Below are 15,603 nucleotides of genomic sequence, written 5' to 3'. Positions count from 1 at the left end.
TAGCAGCCAGCGAAGTTCGCGGGAAGAGACGGTGACGGCACCTTCGCGTCCCTTTGGCCACTCAAACGTACCGCGTTCCAGCCGGCGATAAAACAGCCAAAAGCCATTGTACTCCCAGTACAGAATTTTAAGCTTGTTGCGATCGCGATTGCAGAACACGAACAAGCAAGGAGAGAACGGATCGAGCCCAAAACATTCTTGAACGAGTGCGGCTAAACCGTCGATCGACTTGCGAAGATCGGTTGACCCGCAAGCGAGGTAGACAGGGTGGGTACTGGGTAGCGTTAGCATGACGCTACTTCCAATGCATGGACGATTTCACGGAGCAACTGCGGATCGAATCCTGCACGAAGCTCAATATTGGCTTGTCCAATACGTACAACAAGTGAGGATGTGGAGACCATTGTGTCTGGTTGACTCACAACCGTGAGCGGCATCCAGTGTGTAGAAGGAGTTGCTGAAACGGAGGAAGAGGTTTCTTTCGTTTTGCGGAGCCAATATTTGAGTTGATCTAGTTTAAAGTAATTGGCGGTACACCATGCTGACATGGTAAGGCCACTCGATTTGTAATCTGTGATACGTTCAATCCATGCTTGACGACGTTGTTCTCTCGTGGTCATGTGGCAACCTCCTTCATTGGGTTGCCTTCATTTTCTCATGAATGGTTTGGACGTTGAAGGTGGGCTGGATTTGACGCTTACGTATGAAGCTAGAGGTCAATTCGAAATTTTGTGATACCTGATGAAGCTTTGCCAAGAGGATTCCCTCTCTAAAAATTTGATCTTCAGTAAGATCGCCACTCGCTTGCACGCCTTCTACCCAACGCATCAATGAAGCGTAACCGATGTACCCATTCTCCAAATTAATTTGTACAGTTTTGGATCCATTTCGGTCTAATATCCCCTTAGGGAGGGGAATATCCATCTTTTCATTCAAAGCATCAAGCCAAACGAGTTCAGATTCTATTTCTTCTCTACTTATTCCTGCATGAAAAATACGGAGTAAAAAATTCCCTTCGTTACTCGTTTCTATTACAAATGTTGATGTACCGGATAATTGGTTGAAACGTATTTTTTCCCATTCCAAATTATAGTTTTGAAGCGCCATCAAAGCTGCTTGCTTTGATTGTGCAATAATCCGCTTAATTTCTTTTTCAGAATCCAGCTTAGACACCTTCGTCATGACATCCCCTTATCCCTTGAATTCCCATGGTACAAGAACAATACTGCAGAATATCTTAACACAGCAAAGAATTGAGGATTGGTTGACTTTGATTATAACTAAATTCACCAGAACGCCAATCTGATCGTCATGCATTTTTCAGCTCTGCGAACTCCGTCGGATGATAATAACTGTCGGCTTGCGTTCTCTAGCCTGCTGCATCGAACCGTCCTTCTTATTTTGTTGAAATAAAGGCTTCGTATTGCTCAGAGCTCAGCAGCGCCTTCACAATTTCCTCAGCATCTCCGTTTACCTCGACCTCTATAATCCAACCTTCTCCATAAGGCTCTGAGTTCACCAGCTCCGGCGAATCGAGCAGCGTCTCGTTGACCTTGGTGACAATTCCGTTAACTGGACTGAACAGGTCCGATACGGTTTTGACCGATTCAATCGTCCCCATTGGTTGATTCGCTTCAAGCTCGGCACCTATTTCAGGAAACTCGACAAATACGATATCTCCAAGTTGGCTTTGAGCAAAATCGGTAATGCCGATTCGAATCACTGTTCCGTTAGCCTTCGCCCACTCATGCTCCTCCGAATATCCCAAACCTGCTTTAACCTCGCTCATGCTCAACATCCTTTCATTCGTTTTTTTATAGTTTGCTTACTTTTTTAAAAAAAATTATAAGAACATCACCGTTTGTAAGCTCACGGGAGACACCTCCATATCATGATAAAAACACAAAAAAGGACAGAGAGCCGGCTTGGTGCCGTGTTCTCTGTCCTGGGTACCTGAGAGTTTAAGCAGTCTTTCGACTGCGCTTACCCCTTTGGTGGCTATTCGCGCTCTCCAGAGTCGCGTCAGATGGCGGTTCTTTTACCTGAGAGATTAATCATCCGGCTGACTGGCCGTCGACTTGCTCCTTCGGTGCCCTGCGATTATTACCTCGCCTTGGGTCTCTCCCACCATCGTCATCCGCTTATGCCATTTAATGCTTATAGCTTAATGTAGAACGCAAGAACATGTCAATATACCTCACATATTTTTTTACTGCATGAAATTATCGTTGACACTCCATTCAAGGGTCGTGTATAAGTAGACTATAAAACCAAATATGCGGATGATGGTAAAGGGAGAGATCGCCCAGAACAGACAGCGGCGGCGCCGAAGGAGTAAACCTAATATGGGTGAATCTCTCAGGCAAAAGGACCTTTATCGGACGCACCTCTGGAGAGAACATACGGTGCGCTTAGAGCGTGCGCGTTGTCGCCCAAGGGGAAACCTGAACAAGATTCTTGTTCGGGGCAACTCTCAGGTACAAAGGACAGAGCAAAGAGAAAACGCAAAGCGGCATATTTGCTGCGGACGTTAGCTTTTTTGCTGCTGTCCTTATTTGCATTGTTCGGCTATTACGAATCCGAGGAGGACTGAGTAAGATGAACGAACTTAAGAAAACACCGCTATACCCGCTCTATGCCGATTTTCCTGGCGTACGCTGTATCGATTTCGGCGGTTGGGAACTCCCCGTTCAATTCTCCGGCATTCAGAAGGAACACGATGCCGTCCGTCAACAGGCTGGCCTGTTCGACGTATCCCATATGGGGGAATTTATGGTGACCGGGAGCTTCGCAGAAGCCTTCCTGCAGCAATTGACGACGAACGATGTGTCCAAACTCACCAACGGCCAAGCCCAATACACGCTGATGTGCTATCCGGACGGAGGCGTTGTCGACGATCTGCTCGTCTACAGGATCACAGCTGATCAATTTCTTGTCGTCGTAAATGCTTCCAATATCGACAAGGACTTCGATTGGATGCGCGAGCATTTAATCGGCGACGTTACGCTTGAAAATAGGTCCGATGAGCTGGCGCTGCTCGCTCTTCAAGGTCCTAACGCTGCCGCGATTATGGCTTTGGTGACGGAAAATTGCGACAAGCTGGCTCCTTTCCATTTTGCCACTGACGTATCCCTTGGCGGCGCTCGGGCGCTCGTCTCGCGAACGGGTTACACCGGGGAGGACGGCTTTGAAATATACGTCTCTGCCGGTCAGGCGAAAGAGGTATGGAATGCGCTGCTTTCGGTGGGCAATCCGTTTGGACTTATTCCTGCCGGTCTAGACGCTCGCGACACGCTCCGCTTCGAGGCTCGCCTGCCGCTTTACGGCCAGGAGCTGTCGAATACGATTACTCCGCTTGAGGCTGGCTTAGGCTTCTTCGTCAAGCTGACCAAGGATAAATTCATTGGACAAGAAGCGCTGCAGCAGCAAAAAAAGGACGGTGTGCCGCGAAAGCTGGTTGGCATCGAAATGATTGACCGCGGCATTCCGCGCCCCCACTATTCCGTATTTGCTCACGGAACTAAAATCGGAGAAGTAACGACAGGAACGCAGTCCCCGACGCTGAAGCGCAACCTCGGACTCGCCTTAATCGACGCCGATTATGCGGAGCTCGGAACTGAGCTTTGGGTGGAAGTTCGCGGAAAACGATTAAAAGCCGTCGTTATTAAGACCCCATTTTACAAAAGACTGCCTAAGGAGTGAGCCTCGTGCCCAACAAACACCGCTATATCCCGATGACCGATCAGGACCAAGCCGACATGCTGAAGTCGATCGGCGTAGAGTCGACGGAAGAGCTATTTCGTGATATCCCGAAAGCGATTCGCTATCAAGGCATTTTACCAATGTCCCCTGCTCTTGACGAGTTCTCGCTGCTTGAGCATATGAAGACACTTGCCGGCCGCAACGCTGACACTGACCGCTACACCAGCTTTCTTGGCGCGGGCATTTACGACCATCACCTTCCCGTCGTTATCAATCATATGATTTCGCGATCCGAATTTTACACAGCCTACACCCCTTATCAACCGGAGATCAGCCAAGGCGAGCTTCAAGCTATCTTCGAATTTCAGTCCTATATCTGCGAATTGACCGGCATGTCTGTTTCCAATGCAAGCATGTATGACGGAGTAACAGCGCTGTCAGAGGCTGGCGCTCTTGCGACCGGAGCGACGAAGCGCAAGCAGCTTATCATCTCCCGCACCGTACATCCGGAAGCCCGGGAAATGGTGCAAACGATGGCTCATGGCTTGAACCTGGAGATCGTAGAAGTCGGCTATTCAAATGGGGTGACAGATCTCGATGCATTTAAGGCAGCCGTGAGTACCGAAACTGCTGCCGTGCTTATCCAATCCCCCAACTTCTTCGGCTGTATTGAGGATATCGCTGCCATTGAGCCCATCATTCACGGCGTAAAAGGATTGCTCGTCGTCAGCACGAATCCGATGTCACTGGGACTGCTTGAGACCCCGGGCAAGCTTGGTGCCGACATCGTCGTAGGCGATGCGCAGCCGCTTGGCATTTCGCAATCACTCGGCGGACCAACCTGCGGCTTCTTTGCTGTCAAAGAGCCGCTAATGCGCCGGATGCCCGGCCGTATTGTCGGCCAGACGACCGACCTCGATGGCAGGCGCGGCTTCGTATTGACACTGCAAGCCCGCGAGCAGCACATCCGCCGCGAGAAAGCGACATCCAACATTTGCTCCAACCAAGCCTTGCTTGCCCTCTGCGCTTCGATATACTTGTCGACCATGGGTAAACAAGGACTTTACGATGCAGCTAACCTGAACCTGCAGAAGGCCCACTACGCCTCCCGCCAGCTCATCGCCCAGAGCGGAATCAAGCTTCCATTCTCCGCGCCTTTCTTCAACGAATTCGTAATCCAGCTGCCTGAAGGAACGTCGGTGAAAGTCATGAATCTGAAGCTGTTGAATGCCGGATTCCTTGGCGGTTTTGACCTTGGGTCGGCCTATCCGGAGCTGACCGGCCACATGCTCGTTGCCGTCACGGAGAAACGCACGCGCACTGAAATCGATAGCTTCGCCAGCAGACTGGGGGAATTGGCATGACGATGACAACCAAACCGGAAAAAGCACTTATTTTTGAATTGAGCAAGCCTGGCCGCGTGGCCTACTCGCTTCCAGCCTGCGACGTTCCCGAGGCTGCGCCCGGTGAATATATTCCAGCAGCGATGCTGAGAGAATCACAGGCTCAGCTCCCGGAAGTGTATGAAGTAGACGTTATCCGTCACTATACCGAGCTGTCCCGCCGCAACTTCGGTGTCGACAACGGCTTCTATCCGCTTGGCTCCTGCACGATGAAGTACAATCCCAAGATCAACGAGGATACAGCACGCTTCAATGGTTTTGCGAAAATCCATCCCTACCAGCCTGAAGAAAGTATTCAAGGTGCCCTTGAGCTGCTCAATACGCTCCAGAATGATCTGGCCGCTCTCACCGGAATGGACCAGGTGACGCTTCAACCCGCCGCCGGCGCACATGGCGAATGGACAGGACTTATGATGATTCGCGCCTATCACGAGAGCCGCGGCGAGAAACGCACGAAGGTAGTCGTACCGGATTCCTCCCACGGAACGAACCCAGCCAGCGCAACCGTTGCCGGCTTCGAGACGGTTACAATCAAGTCGAACGAGCGGGGCATGGTCGATCTTGAAGCCTTGCGCGCAGCTGTTGGCAGCGACACCTCCGCGCTTATGCTCACCAATCCGAGCACGCTCGGTCTGTTCGAGGAGCAGATCGTTGAGATCGCGCAAATCATACACGATGCTGGCGGCCTGCTCTACTATGATGGAGCGAACTCCAATGCGATCATGGGCATTTCCCGCCCTGGCGACATGGGCTTTGACGTTGTCCATCTCAATTTGCACAAGACGATGAGCACCCCGCATGGCGGAGGCGGTCCAGGTTCCGGACCCGTCGGCGTAAAGAGCAAGCTTATACCCTATTTGCCGAAGCCGATCGTTGGACGCCGCGAAGACGGAACGTACTTCTTCGACTACGATCGTCCCATGTCAATTGGCAGGGTCAAAGCTTTTTACGGCAACTTTGGTATTCTTGTGCGGGCCTATACGTATATTCGGACCTACGGTCCGGAAGGGCTGCGATACGTATCCGAATGCGCAGTGCTGAACGCCAACTATATGATGCACCGCCTCGCATCCCACTACGAAATTCCGTATCCTGGCGTTTGCAAGCATGAGTTCGTAATGTCGGGCCGCGGACTAAAACAGTACGGTGTCCGGACGTTAGACGTCGCTAAGCGGCTGCTCGATTTCGGCTATCATCCGCCGACGATTTACTTCCCGCTTAACGTTGAGGAGTGTATCATGATTGAACCGACCGAGACGGAAAGCAAAGAAACGCTTGATAGCTTCATCGACACGATGATTCAAATCGCCGAAGAGGCCAGAACGAATCCGGAAATCGTCATCAATGCCCCGTATAATACAGTCGTACGCAGGCTCGACGAAACGACGGCAGCGCGCAAGCCGGTGCTGAACTGTACTTGCGGCTGATCGCTGACTTCAACACATGAATTTGTGATGAGAGGATTGAAGTTCCGTTATATTTGTGTTTTGACCATTTTTGCGTATTATGCGGACATGAGATCCGTTATCACCATTTAAACGAGGGTAAAAATGATTTTTTTAAGTGATTAGCGGAATCTGAGTCCGCGTACGCCACAATACTCGCTGAATTAGAAAAATAAAGGTTTCTCTGTCCGGCTGAAGATCTCGTTTACACCACCGTCACTTGACTGATTAGTTAATAGCGAAGAATTTGGGAGCGTCTATCACTTTTAAGCGTCTCTTTCGTTTGCTCATCATTTACTCCATTTGGCTGCAAACCGCTCAAAATAGTAAGATGGCGGTACAGGAATAGCCCCTGCACCGCCACTCTTCACTTTAGTTCAAAGCGAGCTATTTCTTAGCGGCGAGTTTAGTCATCTTGAGACTGCCTTTCTTTCTGACCGTATTATTTTCCTCGATCGTACACAGCAAAGCGCATGCCGAGGTTGGCATGCGCTTCTAAGGTGCGAAAATATTTTATTCTATTGTAGCCGTTTCTGCATATTTCTTGAAATTATCTAAAATCGCCTGCCATCCAGCTTGTTGCATCTCGGCGGCATTAGTCTCTTCCGCTTCGAACGATTCGATGATTTTTGTATCATTGTCTTGGCTGATAAACGTGATCTTCACTTTCCTGCCGTCAGCAATCGTATAGGAGATGCTTTCGTTAATGCTCACCTCGTCGTAAACGCCGCCGAAATCAAATCCAAAGCTGCCGTCTTTAGCTTCCATTCTCGACACGAATTTACCGCCGACCTTCAGATCGTTCTCGGCGAATGGCGTGTGCCAGTCATCGGAAGCCTTATTCCATTGTGTGATATGCTTCGGTTCCGTCCAATATTTCCACACGCTTTCGATGGGAGAATGAACGATCGTTTCTACTGTTATAATTACCGGATTACCTGTTCCCATAACATAGCCTCCTAATATGAATATATTATATCTCAAATAATACCATGAACATTCACTGATAGTCGATATGTACTCATCAACTGTGTTACGCTTCTTTCAACTTGACCGCAGACCAATCTGTCAGCGGATAACAGCGGTCGATGACCGCACGCAGTGCGCATCTCTATGTCTCCATTGCTATTGTCTGTTTGGATATCCCCTCAAAATATTGTACAACAACCTCACGGAATTCAAGAGCAGCCCGCGAAATGTACCGATTCCTGTTCCATAATAAAGCAATTTCTCGCACCAATTCGTGATTCTCTACTTCGAGATATTTAATAGATTCCCGTGAAAACCTTGCCGTACTTGGGATAAAGGCTATGCCAATTTCTGCCTCCACAAGAGTGATTAGCCTTGCCGGTTCATCACCCTCATACACGTATTTAGGTACAAATCCAACCGATTGGCATATAGAATCCACTAGATCGCGAGTGCCGTAGCCTCTCTTTACACCGACAAACCATTCATCCTTTAGTTCTGAAAAAGATACGCTGCTTCGTTCTGCCAGCCGATGTCCTTTTGGAACAGCTACAAGGATCGGGTCTATGTATACAATTTGACATTCGATGTCATCCCCTTGTATTGGAGGTGAGGATAAGCAGATATCGACCTCTCCTCTATGTAAAAGCGTAACCATTTCTTTCGTGGTTAGCATTTGTACGTGAAATTGGATATGGGGACGCTTATACCGAAACTCTCTAAGGATATTTGGTAACGTGCTAGCGGTGGTTACTGCCAATTCGATTGTGCCATGTTCCGGTCTGGAAAAATCGCTAATCTCCTGCTTCCCTTGTTCCAATTCAAACAAAGCCCGTTCTGCACGGCGTAGGAATCTGCTTCCGAACTCATTCAATCTCAGCTTTCTCCCTATTCGATCGAATAGAGGGACCCCTAAATCCTCTTCCAAGCGTTGAATCGTTTTGCTTAGTGACGATTGAGATACATGCAGACTTCGTGCAGCTTCGGTCACATGTTCCAGACGAGCTACGGTGAGAAAATATTGCAGTTGAAGAAGTTCCATATCATGTCCTCCCTTCATTCCCTCGAGTCAATGTTATCATAACATAAAATGCGTTGGTATGAATAAGCGAAGTCAAGTACGATGACATTAATACGCTTTTGGGGGGACCAAAAATGAGTGTTCGCAGCAAGTGGTTGATGTTTTCCGTCGGAACAGGGGTATTGTTAAATCCATTAAATTCTTCGATGATTTCTGTTGCTATTGCACGGCTGCAAAATGTGTATGGCCTTGACTTTACAGTAGTTTCATGGATTATTTTTTCTTTCTACATTGCAAGCAGTATCGCTCAGCCTGTTATGGGAAAAGCCAGTGATTTATTCGGTCGCAAGAAGATATTTCTTACCGGACTTGTTGTAGCCTTCGTTGCATCATTATTAGCTCCACTATCACCAAGCTTTGGCTGGCTTATCGTGCTCCGCATTGTGCAATCCATCGGAACAAGCATGATCGTTTCAGTTGGAATGGCCCTTGTGCGAATTCATATTACGGAGAAACAAGCGACTGCGCTGTCCGTTTTATCCATATTCCTATCTGGAGCGGCAGCAGTTGGACCCTTTATTGGCGGGGTCTTGATTCACTGGTGGGATTGGCCTGCTATCTTTTTTGTCAATATACCGATTGTGGTGACGAGCTTTCTATTAGCTTGGAGGAATATTCCTAAAGACGAACCGCCAACAACCTCTGCACAGGGCATGTCCTTTCGTAAATGGTTTGATTTGATAGATGCGTCAGGGGTTCTGCTTTTCACAGTGGGGCTGGTTGCCCTGCTCGTTGGAATACTGTCAGCAATATCAACTGGGCATGTTTCATTTTTGCATGTCATTGTCGGATTGATAGGCCTCGTTTCACTGGTGGCTTTCGTACGACATGAGTTTAAATCGACATCACCCTTTATTCCCTTGCGCACATTCGCAAAATATCCTGCGATGGTTTGGCTCAATGTTGAATTCATCCTCGTGAATGTACTTTATTACTCGCTCTTTTTCGGGCTTCCGTCCTACTTGCAAATGGTACGTCATGTCAACGAATTCCATACAGGAATTCTCATGTTAAGCCTGGGTTTGTGCTCGCTTGCTGTTTCGCCAATAGCAGGAGTGTAGCATCTGGAGTATTTATGACATCGAGATATTTGGGAACCATTCTCTCATCATTGTTGCTGGGCATCGTAATGGGAGATAAGTTCAGCGCCGGGGGAGTTCGATTTCTTGGGGCTATCCTCTCGGTCATTGCATTGTCCTTCGTATTCATGAGTTGGAGGCGCCGAGAGTCAGGGGAAATGGAGGCATAACATCTGTCATCCTATTTAGGTTACAGATGTGCATCCTGAGCAGTTCTACGTTTCAGGTATGTCATGACTCCTCCTTCGGTCGCCGACGGCCATGCATCTTCCGGAATCATCCGATCTGCAACCGCTTCCAAAATCTCGCTCGAGAAATACGTCTGATCGCCAATTCTCATCTTACTTCCACCCTCCAATAACATTCAACAGCATCATTTTCAGCGAGATAAATCTCTAACTATTCATAACTTCAAGTACCAGATGTTACCTTCGAAGACGAAAAAATCGATGAGATGTCTTCATTTGTATTCTCTGCCATTGCTTTGTATGATGTTATTAGTGTAGTATTTTGATTTAGGATAATAAACAAATAGAACCGTGGAGGGTATGTTTAAATGCAACAGAAAATTAAACTTCAAGAAGGTCAAAGACTAATTACGAACAAAGATTTTGAGATAGCGATTTCTGAAAAAACTATAATCAAACCGATGCAAAACGGAATGCAGATTAGACCAGCCTCAACAATTATTGGATATAACGATGATTCCGTTCGTATGTCTGATGGAAGCATTATCCATAGAGCAGCAAATTCATTTTTCGTCTAAAGAGAGCTTCGACATGACCGATATAACTATCGGTCTTTTTTATTAATTTCGAGCCGACAGCCATAGCCAGTTGCCAAAAAGAAGCAGCCCCCAAACGATACATCATCGTCATGCGGCTCACCCTGTATTCCGATATTATAGGCACAATTAAAACAGCCTGTTGAGGTTACTCAACAGGCTGCTGCTTCCATTGCATATATAATCCGATTAAGCCGCTCTTGATTCGTGTTTTTCCTTCTCCTTGCCTCCTGAAAGGAACCAACCGCTTACCGCGATAAGAATAAGCACGACGTAGAACGTAACTTTCCAGCCTGCCGATTCTGCAAAATCATGCGGGATGACGTGCAGCGATGGATGTGCAAGGGTATGAACCGCTAACTTAACACCGACCCAGCCGACGATACAGAATGCGGCAACTTCCAGAGCTGGTCTGCTCTCCAACAGCTTTACGAACATATTCGCTGCAAAGCGCATGATGACAAGTCCAATAAAGCCACCTAGGAAAATGACGATAAAGTGACCGCCATCCATACCTCCGATTTTCGGCAAGTTCGTTGTCGGCAATGCGACGGCGAGCGCAACAGCCGCTAGAATAGAGTCAATCGCGAAAGCGATGTCCGCCACTTCAACTTTGAGAACAGTCATCCAGAAACTACTTTTCTTTGGTTCTTTTCCTGTATTCTTGGCTGCTGTTTCTTCGCCTTTCTTCACGATGACCTTACGTAATATATGGTTGAGCGCGATAAACAGTAGATAGAGCGCCCCGATGGCCTGCACCTGCCAGACATCGACCAAAAACGAAATTGCGAACAACGAAGCAAAGCGGAAAACAAACGCGCCTGCCAAGCCATAGAACAATGCCTTTTTACGTTCAACTGGAGGCAAATGCTTAACCATAATCGCAAGGACGAGAGCATTGTCAGCTGCAAGCAGCCCCTCTAGCGCAATCAATACAAACAGTACCCAGCCATACTCTAATAATATTCCGAAATCCATTCTATATCCTCCTAAAATTAATTGTTAAGCTTACCGACTAGTGTCTTCTCTCCTTTGCGTATGGATAACTAATAAATTGCGATATAGCGTCTTTCATATTAAAAGGTGATACGGGATGCGGACAACATTGGTTTCATGATTCATAGATATATTTTAGATTCTGTAAAACCATAAAAATAAGTTCTTTTCTTTGCTCTAAAAAAAACAGCGATTTATGCGGATTTCTAAGTGTGTTTTTACTTTAAATGTAATATTTTCCATCCCTTTTTGCTAACGAACATATAATTATAGCCGGCAGATTTATTCTACCGGCCATTCCTAGATTTCCATTAGAGCTCAATGATCTTTGTTGCAACATTGTTGCAAAATTCCTTGTCATGCTCTACAAAAAGAATGGTTGGAGCGTATTCAAGCAATAACTCTTCAATTTGCATGCGAGAAATAATATCTATAAAATTTAGCGGTTCATCCCAAATATGCAAATGAACCTTCTCGCTAAGGCTTTTTGCGATCAGAACTTTCTTCTTTTGTCCTCCGCTGAAAGCTGATATATCCTTTTCAAATTGAACTCTGGAAAAATCAAGCTTTCTTAAAATCGCTTTAAACAGGCTTTCATCAATTCCATGGTCCGCAGCAAAGTCAGATAAATGGCCTTGAAGATGGGATGTGTCCTGCGATACATAGGAAATTTTCAATTGACCATCCTTAATGAAGGTGCCTTTATAGTTTATATCCTCACCACAAATAAGCTTAATGATACTTGATTTTCCGGAACCATTTTTTCCCGAAAGAGCAATTCGCTCCCCTTGCTCAATAGTAAAACTTAAATCTGTACAAACCCTCTTCTCTTCGTAAAAAATCGAGACATGATCCAGTTTAGCAAGCTCGTTTTTATGATGAGCAAGTTGCGAAATCTCCAAGCTCTCAGCGTTTTCAATGTTTTTAAGAAGCTTCGACTTTTCTTCAATGGCAGATTGCTGTCTGTGCTCAATTGCTTTAGAGCGTTTCATCATTTTTGCAGCCTTGTGGCCAACATATCCTTTATCTACCTTGGAACCTGAGTTTCTTGTTCCGTTTTTTGATTTTTCCACTTCGTGCGACCAGTTTCCCGTTCGTTTGGCAGAATCCGACAAGCGACTAATGTCTTTTCTAAGCTTGTCGTTCACGGCAAGCTCAAAGTTATCTTGTCTCCTTTTATTTTCCCACCAGCTGGAAAAATTTCCTTTTTGAATCTCAATATTTGTTTTATTGATTGAAAGGATGTGGTCTACGCAGTTATCAAGAAATGATCTGTCGTGCGAAACCAAAATAAATCCGCTTTTGGTTTTGAGATAATCGCTGACAAGTTTTCTTGCATGCATGTCAAGATGGTTGGTTGGTTCATCAATCAACAGAAAACTGTTTTCCTTAATAAATAAAGTAGCCAGCAGCACTTTCGTTTGCTCTCCGCTCGACAATGAATCAAAGGGCCGATATAAAACATCCTCTGAAACCTTTAGCAAGGAAAGCTCGCGCATTAATTTCCAGTGCAGATAGTCTGGGAAAATATCGTTGATCACATCAATGGTATTGTTTTCCTTGTTCTCAACAGGGAAAGGGAAATATTCGAAACTGACATGAGCAGAAATATTTCCGCTGTACTCATATTTACCAAGCAGCAAGCTCAAAAATGTTGTCTTCCCTCTTCCGTTTCTTCCCGTGAATCCTAATTTCCAATCGGTATCGATTTGAAAATTTACGTTTTCAAATATGTTATCGTAACTGCCCTCATAGGCAAAAGTCAGGTTGGTAACATTTATTAATGACATGAAATAATCCTCCTGTATGGAAAATATAAAAGCTACAAGAAAGTTACTTTCTTGTAGCTCAAATAAATACAGTTAATCCAACCCCCAACTACGGCGGAGTTAGATTAGGATATATTGTTTGAGTGAAAAGAAAAAGTAACTTTCTTGCATATAAAGAATAAAACATGCGAAAAAAACCGCTTTTAGTGTTTTATTATTTTATATAGAGCGCAAGAAATATTACATTAGACTTTTCAACTCCAATCTTTAAATTAACCGCATCTTATCATACCCATCCTTTTGTTGCAAGCATCGCTACTCACGCACATTTAATTGCCAATCGCTTTGTAGTAATCAGGCGATGCAAGCTCCATGCAAAGTATCGCCCTTATATTAGGCTTTGCATGAGCAGATACTTATTCCGGCAAATTGATTTGCTATTCCTATCCCTTTCCAAACTATTATAAAATGATTTCGTCTTGAGCGTCTTTAGCTGCAACCGCTCCCCACTTCTTCCGGATTTCCTCCACCGTCGCCAAGGATACCGCATCCTGCAATATATCTCCCGGCTTGTTGCCCTTGCCTAGAATATAGCCAGCAAAATTCGTGCCGGTAAAGTTAAAAATATATTGAAATTGCTGAACAAGCGGAAGCCCTTTTAGATGAGGCTCATCATCGCCAATGCCGATCACGTACGCTGTTTTCGTCGCTAATTTAGCTAGAAATTCCGCTTTATTTTCACGTAATGACTGGGACCAACGATCGATGAACGTTTTCGTCAGCCCGGATGCGCCATACCAATAAATCGGAGTCGAAAATACAAGAACATCCTGTGCCAATACCCGTTCGATCACATGATGATAATCGTCATCCGGATAAAGGCCCTTCTCAGAATGGCGGTAGTCTGTGATAGGTTCAATTGTATAGTCAGACAAATAGATGTGATCTGCTTCAAACCCTTCAACTAATCGTTTGGCTAATTGCTCCGAGTTGCCATTTTTACGCGAGCTTCCATAGATTACGGCGATTCCCATTAGTAAACCTCATCTCCTCTACTCTGTGCTTTCAGTTATGCCTTCGCTATTTCTGCCTCTTGCTGCTGATAAATCACTTTCAAGCTTCCAATAAGCGAAAGGGCCAGTTCTTTCGCTTCTAGCGGAGTATCGCCTACGGTAATGAGGTAACCCAGCCGATCATCCGAGCTTTTTGCTACTGTAACGGCATCGCCAGCAGATACCGAGAAATGTGAGCGGACAACATTCGCATGCTGCTGCAGAACTTCAATCCCTTCAATCCCTTCGAAAATACCATCGCGATCCGCAGTCACATAAGCAATTGCAGCTGCTCGATTATGCTTTTTCTGAATATCAATAGCGTTATCCAAGTAGTAGTTCACAGTCGCTTCGAAAATATCGATCCCGAACGCCTGCACGAGTAAGTCTGAGGAAATGTTGTCGCCACCCGGTCTCCCGTTCACCTCAATAATGCGCGGACCCGTGCTCGTGAGCTTCACTTCCACATGACTTGGACCATTCGTAATGCCAATGGCCTTTAACGCGTCGGCGGCGGTACGAACGATTTCATCCTCACGCTCCGCATATACGGATGTAGGCAGCGTATGAAGAGTTTCAACAAAATAAGGCAATGGCGACGTAATCTTTTCCGTAACGGTCGAAAAAATCGCCTCGCCATCCTTCACGAACAGCTCCACGCTAAATTCCGGTCCATCCAAATATTGTTCAATTAAATACTCTTCGCGGACTTTAAAATCCATATAGGTTACTTTGAACGCAACGATGATATCCATCGCATTCTGCAGCTCAGTTAAGTTATTGATGAAGTAAACATTTTGGCTGCTCGCGCAATTCGTCGGTTTTAACACCACGGGATACCCTATTTCCTCCGCTGCCGCAGCGGCTTCTTCGTAGGTTCTGATCTTCTTGAATTTTGCACTCGGAACACCGTGTTCGGCGTATGCCTCTCGAGCCAAATCCTTATTTCTGGATCTCAGCGCAGCCTCATAGGGGACTCCTCTTAGGCCAAGCCGCTCAGCCACCTTCGCCGTCAAATGGGACGCGTAATCGGTAGCAGGAATTAACGCATCGAGCTGATCTACATAGGCTGAATTGATTATAGCTTGATAGAGCGATTCTTCGTCACGAATATCAGCCACGATGAGATCATGATAAATGCCTTCATAGCCATATTTTTGCGGATTTTCTGTGGAAGAGACGATAGAAATGACTCTATGTCCCTGCTCAAAAGCAACTCTAGCGAAGCTAACGCCATAGAAACTCGGTTCAACAAAAGCGACTGTTTTGGTCCTCGTCATATCATTTTCCTCCTTAAAGGTTTGTGGAACTGACCTGATTCAA

15 protein-coding genes, 1 pseudogene and 3 riboswitches are annotated in these 15,603 nt (G+C 46.2%); of the genes and pseudogenes, 5 read left to right on the top strand and 11 right to left on the bottom strand.

Going from position 1 to position 15,603, the window contains the following annotated elements; genetic code table 11:
• From tnpB to gcvH, 4 genes are all read right to left on the bottom strand, one after another.
• Positions 1-291: IS66 family insertion sequence element accessory protein TnpB (gene tnpB, locus AC2TDN_RS18670; protein WP_484689692.1), on the bottom strand; the 291-nt coding region annotated here is incomplete at its 3' end.
• Positions 285-620, bottom strand: coding sequence for an IS66 family insertion sequence element accessory protein TnpA (gene tnpA / locus AC2TDN_RS18665; protein WP_484689691.1), 336 nt, complete (start codon positions 618-620; stop codon positions 285-287). The genes tnpA and tnpB, both read right to left, overlap by 7 nt.
• Positions 621-633: 13 nt before the next feature.
• A complete protein-coding gene (locus AC2TDN_RS18660) occupies positions 634-1,173 on the bottom strand; it encodes a phosphotransferase enzyme family protein (protein WP_484689689.1) in 540 nt (179 codons plus the stop codon).
• A gap of 223 nt (positions 1,174-1,396) precedes the next feature.
• Positions 1,397-1,789 (bottom strand): glycine cleavage system protein GcvH, encoded by a 393-nt coding sequence (gene gcvH / locus AC2TDN_RS18655; protein WP_484689687.1) that lies wholly within the window; start codon positions 1,787-1,789, stop codon positions 1,397-1,399.
• A 231-nt stretch (positions 1,790-2,020) separates the two neighbouring features.
• Positions 2,021-2,137: riboswitch (glycine riboswitch) on the bottom strand.
• 145 nt (positions 2,138-2,282) lie between these two features.
• A riboswitch (glycine riboswitch) is annotated at positions 2,283-2,384 on the top strand.
• 3 nt (positions 2,385-2,387) lie between these two features.
• Positions 2,388-2,492, top strand: a riboswitch (glycine riboswitch).
• Positions 2,493-2,598: 106 nt separating this feature from the next.
• Here gcvH and gcvT point away from each other — a divergent pair.
• The 3 genes from gcvT to gcvPB are packed head-to-tail and all read left to right on the top strand — an operon-like array spanning position 2,599 to position 6,532.
• Entirely contained in the window at positions 2,599-3,702 is a 1,104-nt protein-coding gene (gene gcvT, locus AC2TDN_RS18650) for a glycine cleavage system aminomethyltransferase GcvT (protein ID WP_484689686.1), read from the top strand.
• A 5-nt stretch (positions 3,703-3,707) separates the two neighbouring features.
• Positions 3,708-5,066, top strand: coding sequence for an aminomethyl-transferring glycine dehydrogenase subunit GcvPA (gcvPA, locus tag AC2TDN_RS18645; protein ID WP_484689685.1), 1,359 nt, complete (start codon positions 3,708-3,710; stop codon positions 5,064-5,066).
• Positions 5,063-6,532 (top strand): aminomethyl-transferring glycine dehydrogenase subunit GcvPB, encoded by a 1,470-nt coding sequence (gene gcvPB, locus AC2TDN_RS18640; RefSeq protein ID WP_484689683.1) that lies wholly within the window; start codon positions 5,063-5,065, stop codon positions 6,530-6,532. The genes gcvPA and gcvPB overlap by 4 nt, the downstream gene beginning before the upstream one ends.
• 531 nt (positions 6,533-7,063) lie before the next feature.
• On the opposite strand, the gene AC2TDN_RS18635 is transcribed toward gcvPB, so the two are convergent.
• Both AC2TDN_RS18635 and AC2TDN_RS18630 read right to left on the bottom strand, forming a co-directional pair.
• Positions 7,064-7,498 carry an SRPBCC family protein gene (locus AC2TDN_RS18635; RefSeq protein WP_482069593.1) on the bottom strand — a complete coding sequence of 145 codons (435 nt, stop codon included), beginning with the start codon at positions 7,496-7,498 and terminating at the stop codon, positions 7,064-7,066.
• 163 nt (positions 7,499-7,661) lie between these two features.
• Positions 7,662-8,561, bottom strand: a complete 900-nt coding sequence (locus AC2TDN_RS18630) for a LysR family transcriptional regulator (protein WP_484689682.1) — start codon at positions 8,559-8,561, stop codon at positions 7,662-7,664.
• Positions 8,562-8,674: 113 nt separating this feature from the next.
• On the opposite strand from AC2TDN_RS18630, the pseudogene AC2TDN_RS18625 reads away from it, so the two are divergent.
• Positions 8,675-9,849, top strand: a pseudogene (locus AC2TDN_RS18625) (MFS transporter).
• A 20-nt stretch (positions 9,850-9,869) separates the two neighbouring features.
• Here AC2TDN_RS18625 and AC2TDN_RS18620 read toward each other — a convergent pair.
• The gene (locus AC2TDN_RS18620) at positions 9,870-10,019 is read right to left on the bottom strand and encodes a hypothetical protein (protein ID WP_484689681.1); all 150 of its coding nucleotides are present in this window, start codon (positions 10,017-10,019) and stop codon (positions 9,870-9,872) included.
• A 216-nt stretch (positions 10,020-10,235) separates the two neighbouring features.
• Here AC2TDN_RS18620 and AC2TDN_RS18615 point away from each other — a divergent pair, with 216 nt between their 5' ends.
• A complete protein-coding gene (locus AC2TDN_RS18615) occupies positions 10,236-10,445 on the top strand; it encodes a hypothetical protein (RefSeq protein ID WP_482069589.1) in 210 nt (69 codons plus the stop codon).
• A 207-nt stretch (positions 10,446-10,652) separates the two neighbouring features.
• Here the strand turns inward: AC2TDN_RS18615 and AC2TDN_RS18610 are convergent, their stop codons facing one another.
• From AC2TDN_RS18610 to AC2TDN_RS18595, 4 genes are all read right to left on the bottom strand, one after another.
• The gene (locus tag AC2TDN_RS18610) at positions 10,653-11,441 is read right to left on the bottom strand and encodes a TerC family protein (RefSeq protein ID WP_484689679.1); all 789 of its coding nucleotides are present in this window, start codon (positions 11,439-11,441) and stop codon (positions 10,653-10,655) included.
• A gap of 329 nt (positions 11,442-11,770) precedes the next feature.
• Entirely contained in the window at positions 11,771-13,249 is a 1,479-nt protein-coding gene (locus AC2TDN_RS18605; RefSeq protein WP_484689678.1) for an Lsa family ABC-F type ribosomal protection protein, read from the bottom strand.
• 440 nt (positions 13,250-13,689) lie between these two features.
• On the bottom strand, positions 13,690-14,262 hold the full coding sequence (locus AC2TDN_RS18600; protein ID WP_484689677.1) for a flavodoxin family protein: 573 nt from the start codon (positions 14,260-14,262) through the stop codon (positions 13,690-13,692).
• A 35-nt stretch (positions 14,263-14,297) separates the two neighbouring features.
• Positions 14,298-15,560: an ATP-grasp domain-containing protein gene (locus AC2TDN_RS18595; protein ID WP_484689675.1), complete on the bottom strand. Its 1,263-nt coding sequence runs from the start codon at positions 15,558-15,560 to the stop codon at positions 14,298-14,300.
• Positions 15,561-15,603 lie beyond the last annotated feature (43 nt).

This window comes from Paenibacillus sp. Y660 (assembly GCF_057221575.1).
The sequence above is the reverse complement of the archived record's forward strand: the minus strand, read 5'-3'. Positions and strand labels throughout refer to the sequence as shown.

What these genes read in the sequence shown, in the direction of transcription:
- gcvH (WP_484689687.1), bottom strand. Translation starts at nt 1,789, where the DNA reads ATGAGCGAGGTTAAAGCAGGTTTGGGATATTCGGAGGAGCATGAGTGG.
- gcvT (WP_484689686.1), top strand. Translation starts at nt 2,599, where the DNA reads ATGAACGAACTTAAGAAAACACCGCTATACCCGCTCTATGCCGATTTT.
- AC2TDN_RS18610 (WP_484689679.1), bottom strand. Translation starts at nt 11,441, where the DNA reads ATGGATTTCGGAATATTATTAGAGTATGGCTGGGTACTGTTTGTATTG.
- AC2TDN_RS18595 (WP_484689675.1), bottom strand. Translation starts at nt 15,560, where the DNA reads ATGACGAGGACCAAAACAGTCGCTTTTGTTGAACCGAGTTTCTATGGC.
- gcvPB (WP_484689683.1), top strand. Translation starts at nt 5,063, where the DNA reads ATGACGATGACAACCAAACCGGAAAAAGCACTTATTTTTGAATTGAGC.
- AC2TDN_RS18600 (WP_484689677.1), bottom strand. Translation starts at nt 14,262, where the DNA reads ATGGGAATCGCCGTAATCTATGGAAGCTCGCGTAAAAATGGCAACTCG.
- AC2TDN_RS18605 (WP_484689678.1), bottom strand. Translation starts at nt 13,249, where the DNA reads ATGTCATTAATAAATGTTACCAACCTGACTTTTGCCTATGAGGGCAGT.
- AC2TDN_RS18615 (WP_482069589.1), top strand. Translation starts at nt 10,236, where the DNA reads ATGCAACAGAAAATTAAACTTCAAGAAGGTCAAAGACTAATTACGAAC.
- tnpA (WP_484689691.1), bottom strand. Translation starts at nt 620, where the DNA reads ATGACCACGAGAGAACAACGTCGTCAAGCATGGATTGAACGTATCACA.
- AC2TDN_RS18630 (WP_484689682.1), bottom strand. Translation starts at nt 8,561, where the DNA reads ATGGAACTTCTTCAACTGCAATATTTTCTCACCGTAGCTCGTCTGGAA.
- AC2TDN_RS18620 (WP_484689681.1), bottom strand. Translation starts at nt 10,019, where the DNA reads ATGAGAATTGGCGATCAGACGTATTTCTCGAGCGAGATTTTGGAAGCG.
- AC2TDN_RS18635 (WP_482069593.1), bottom strand. Translation starts at nt 7,498, where the DNA reads ATGGGAACAGGTAATCCGGTAATTATAACAGTAGAAACGATCGTTCAT.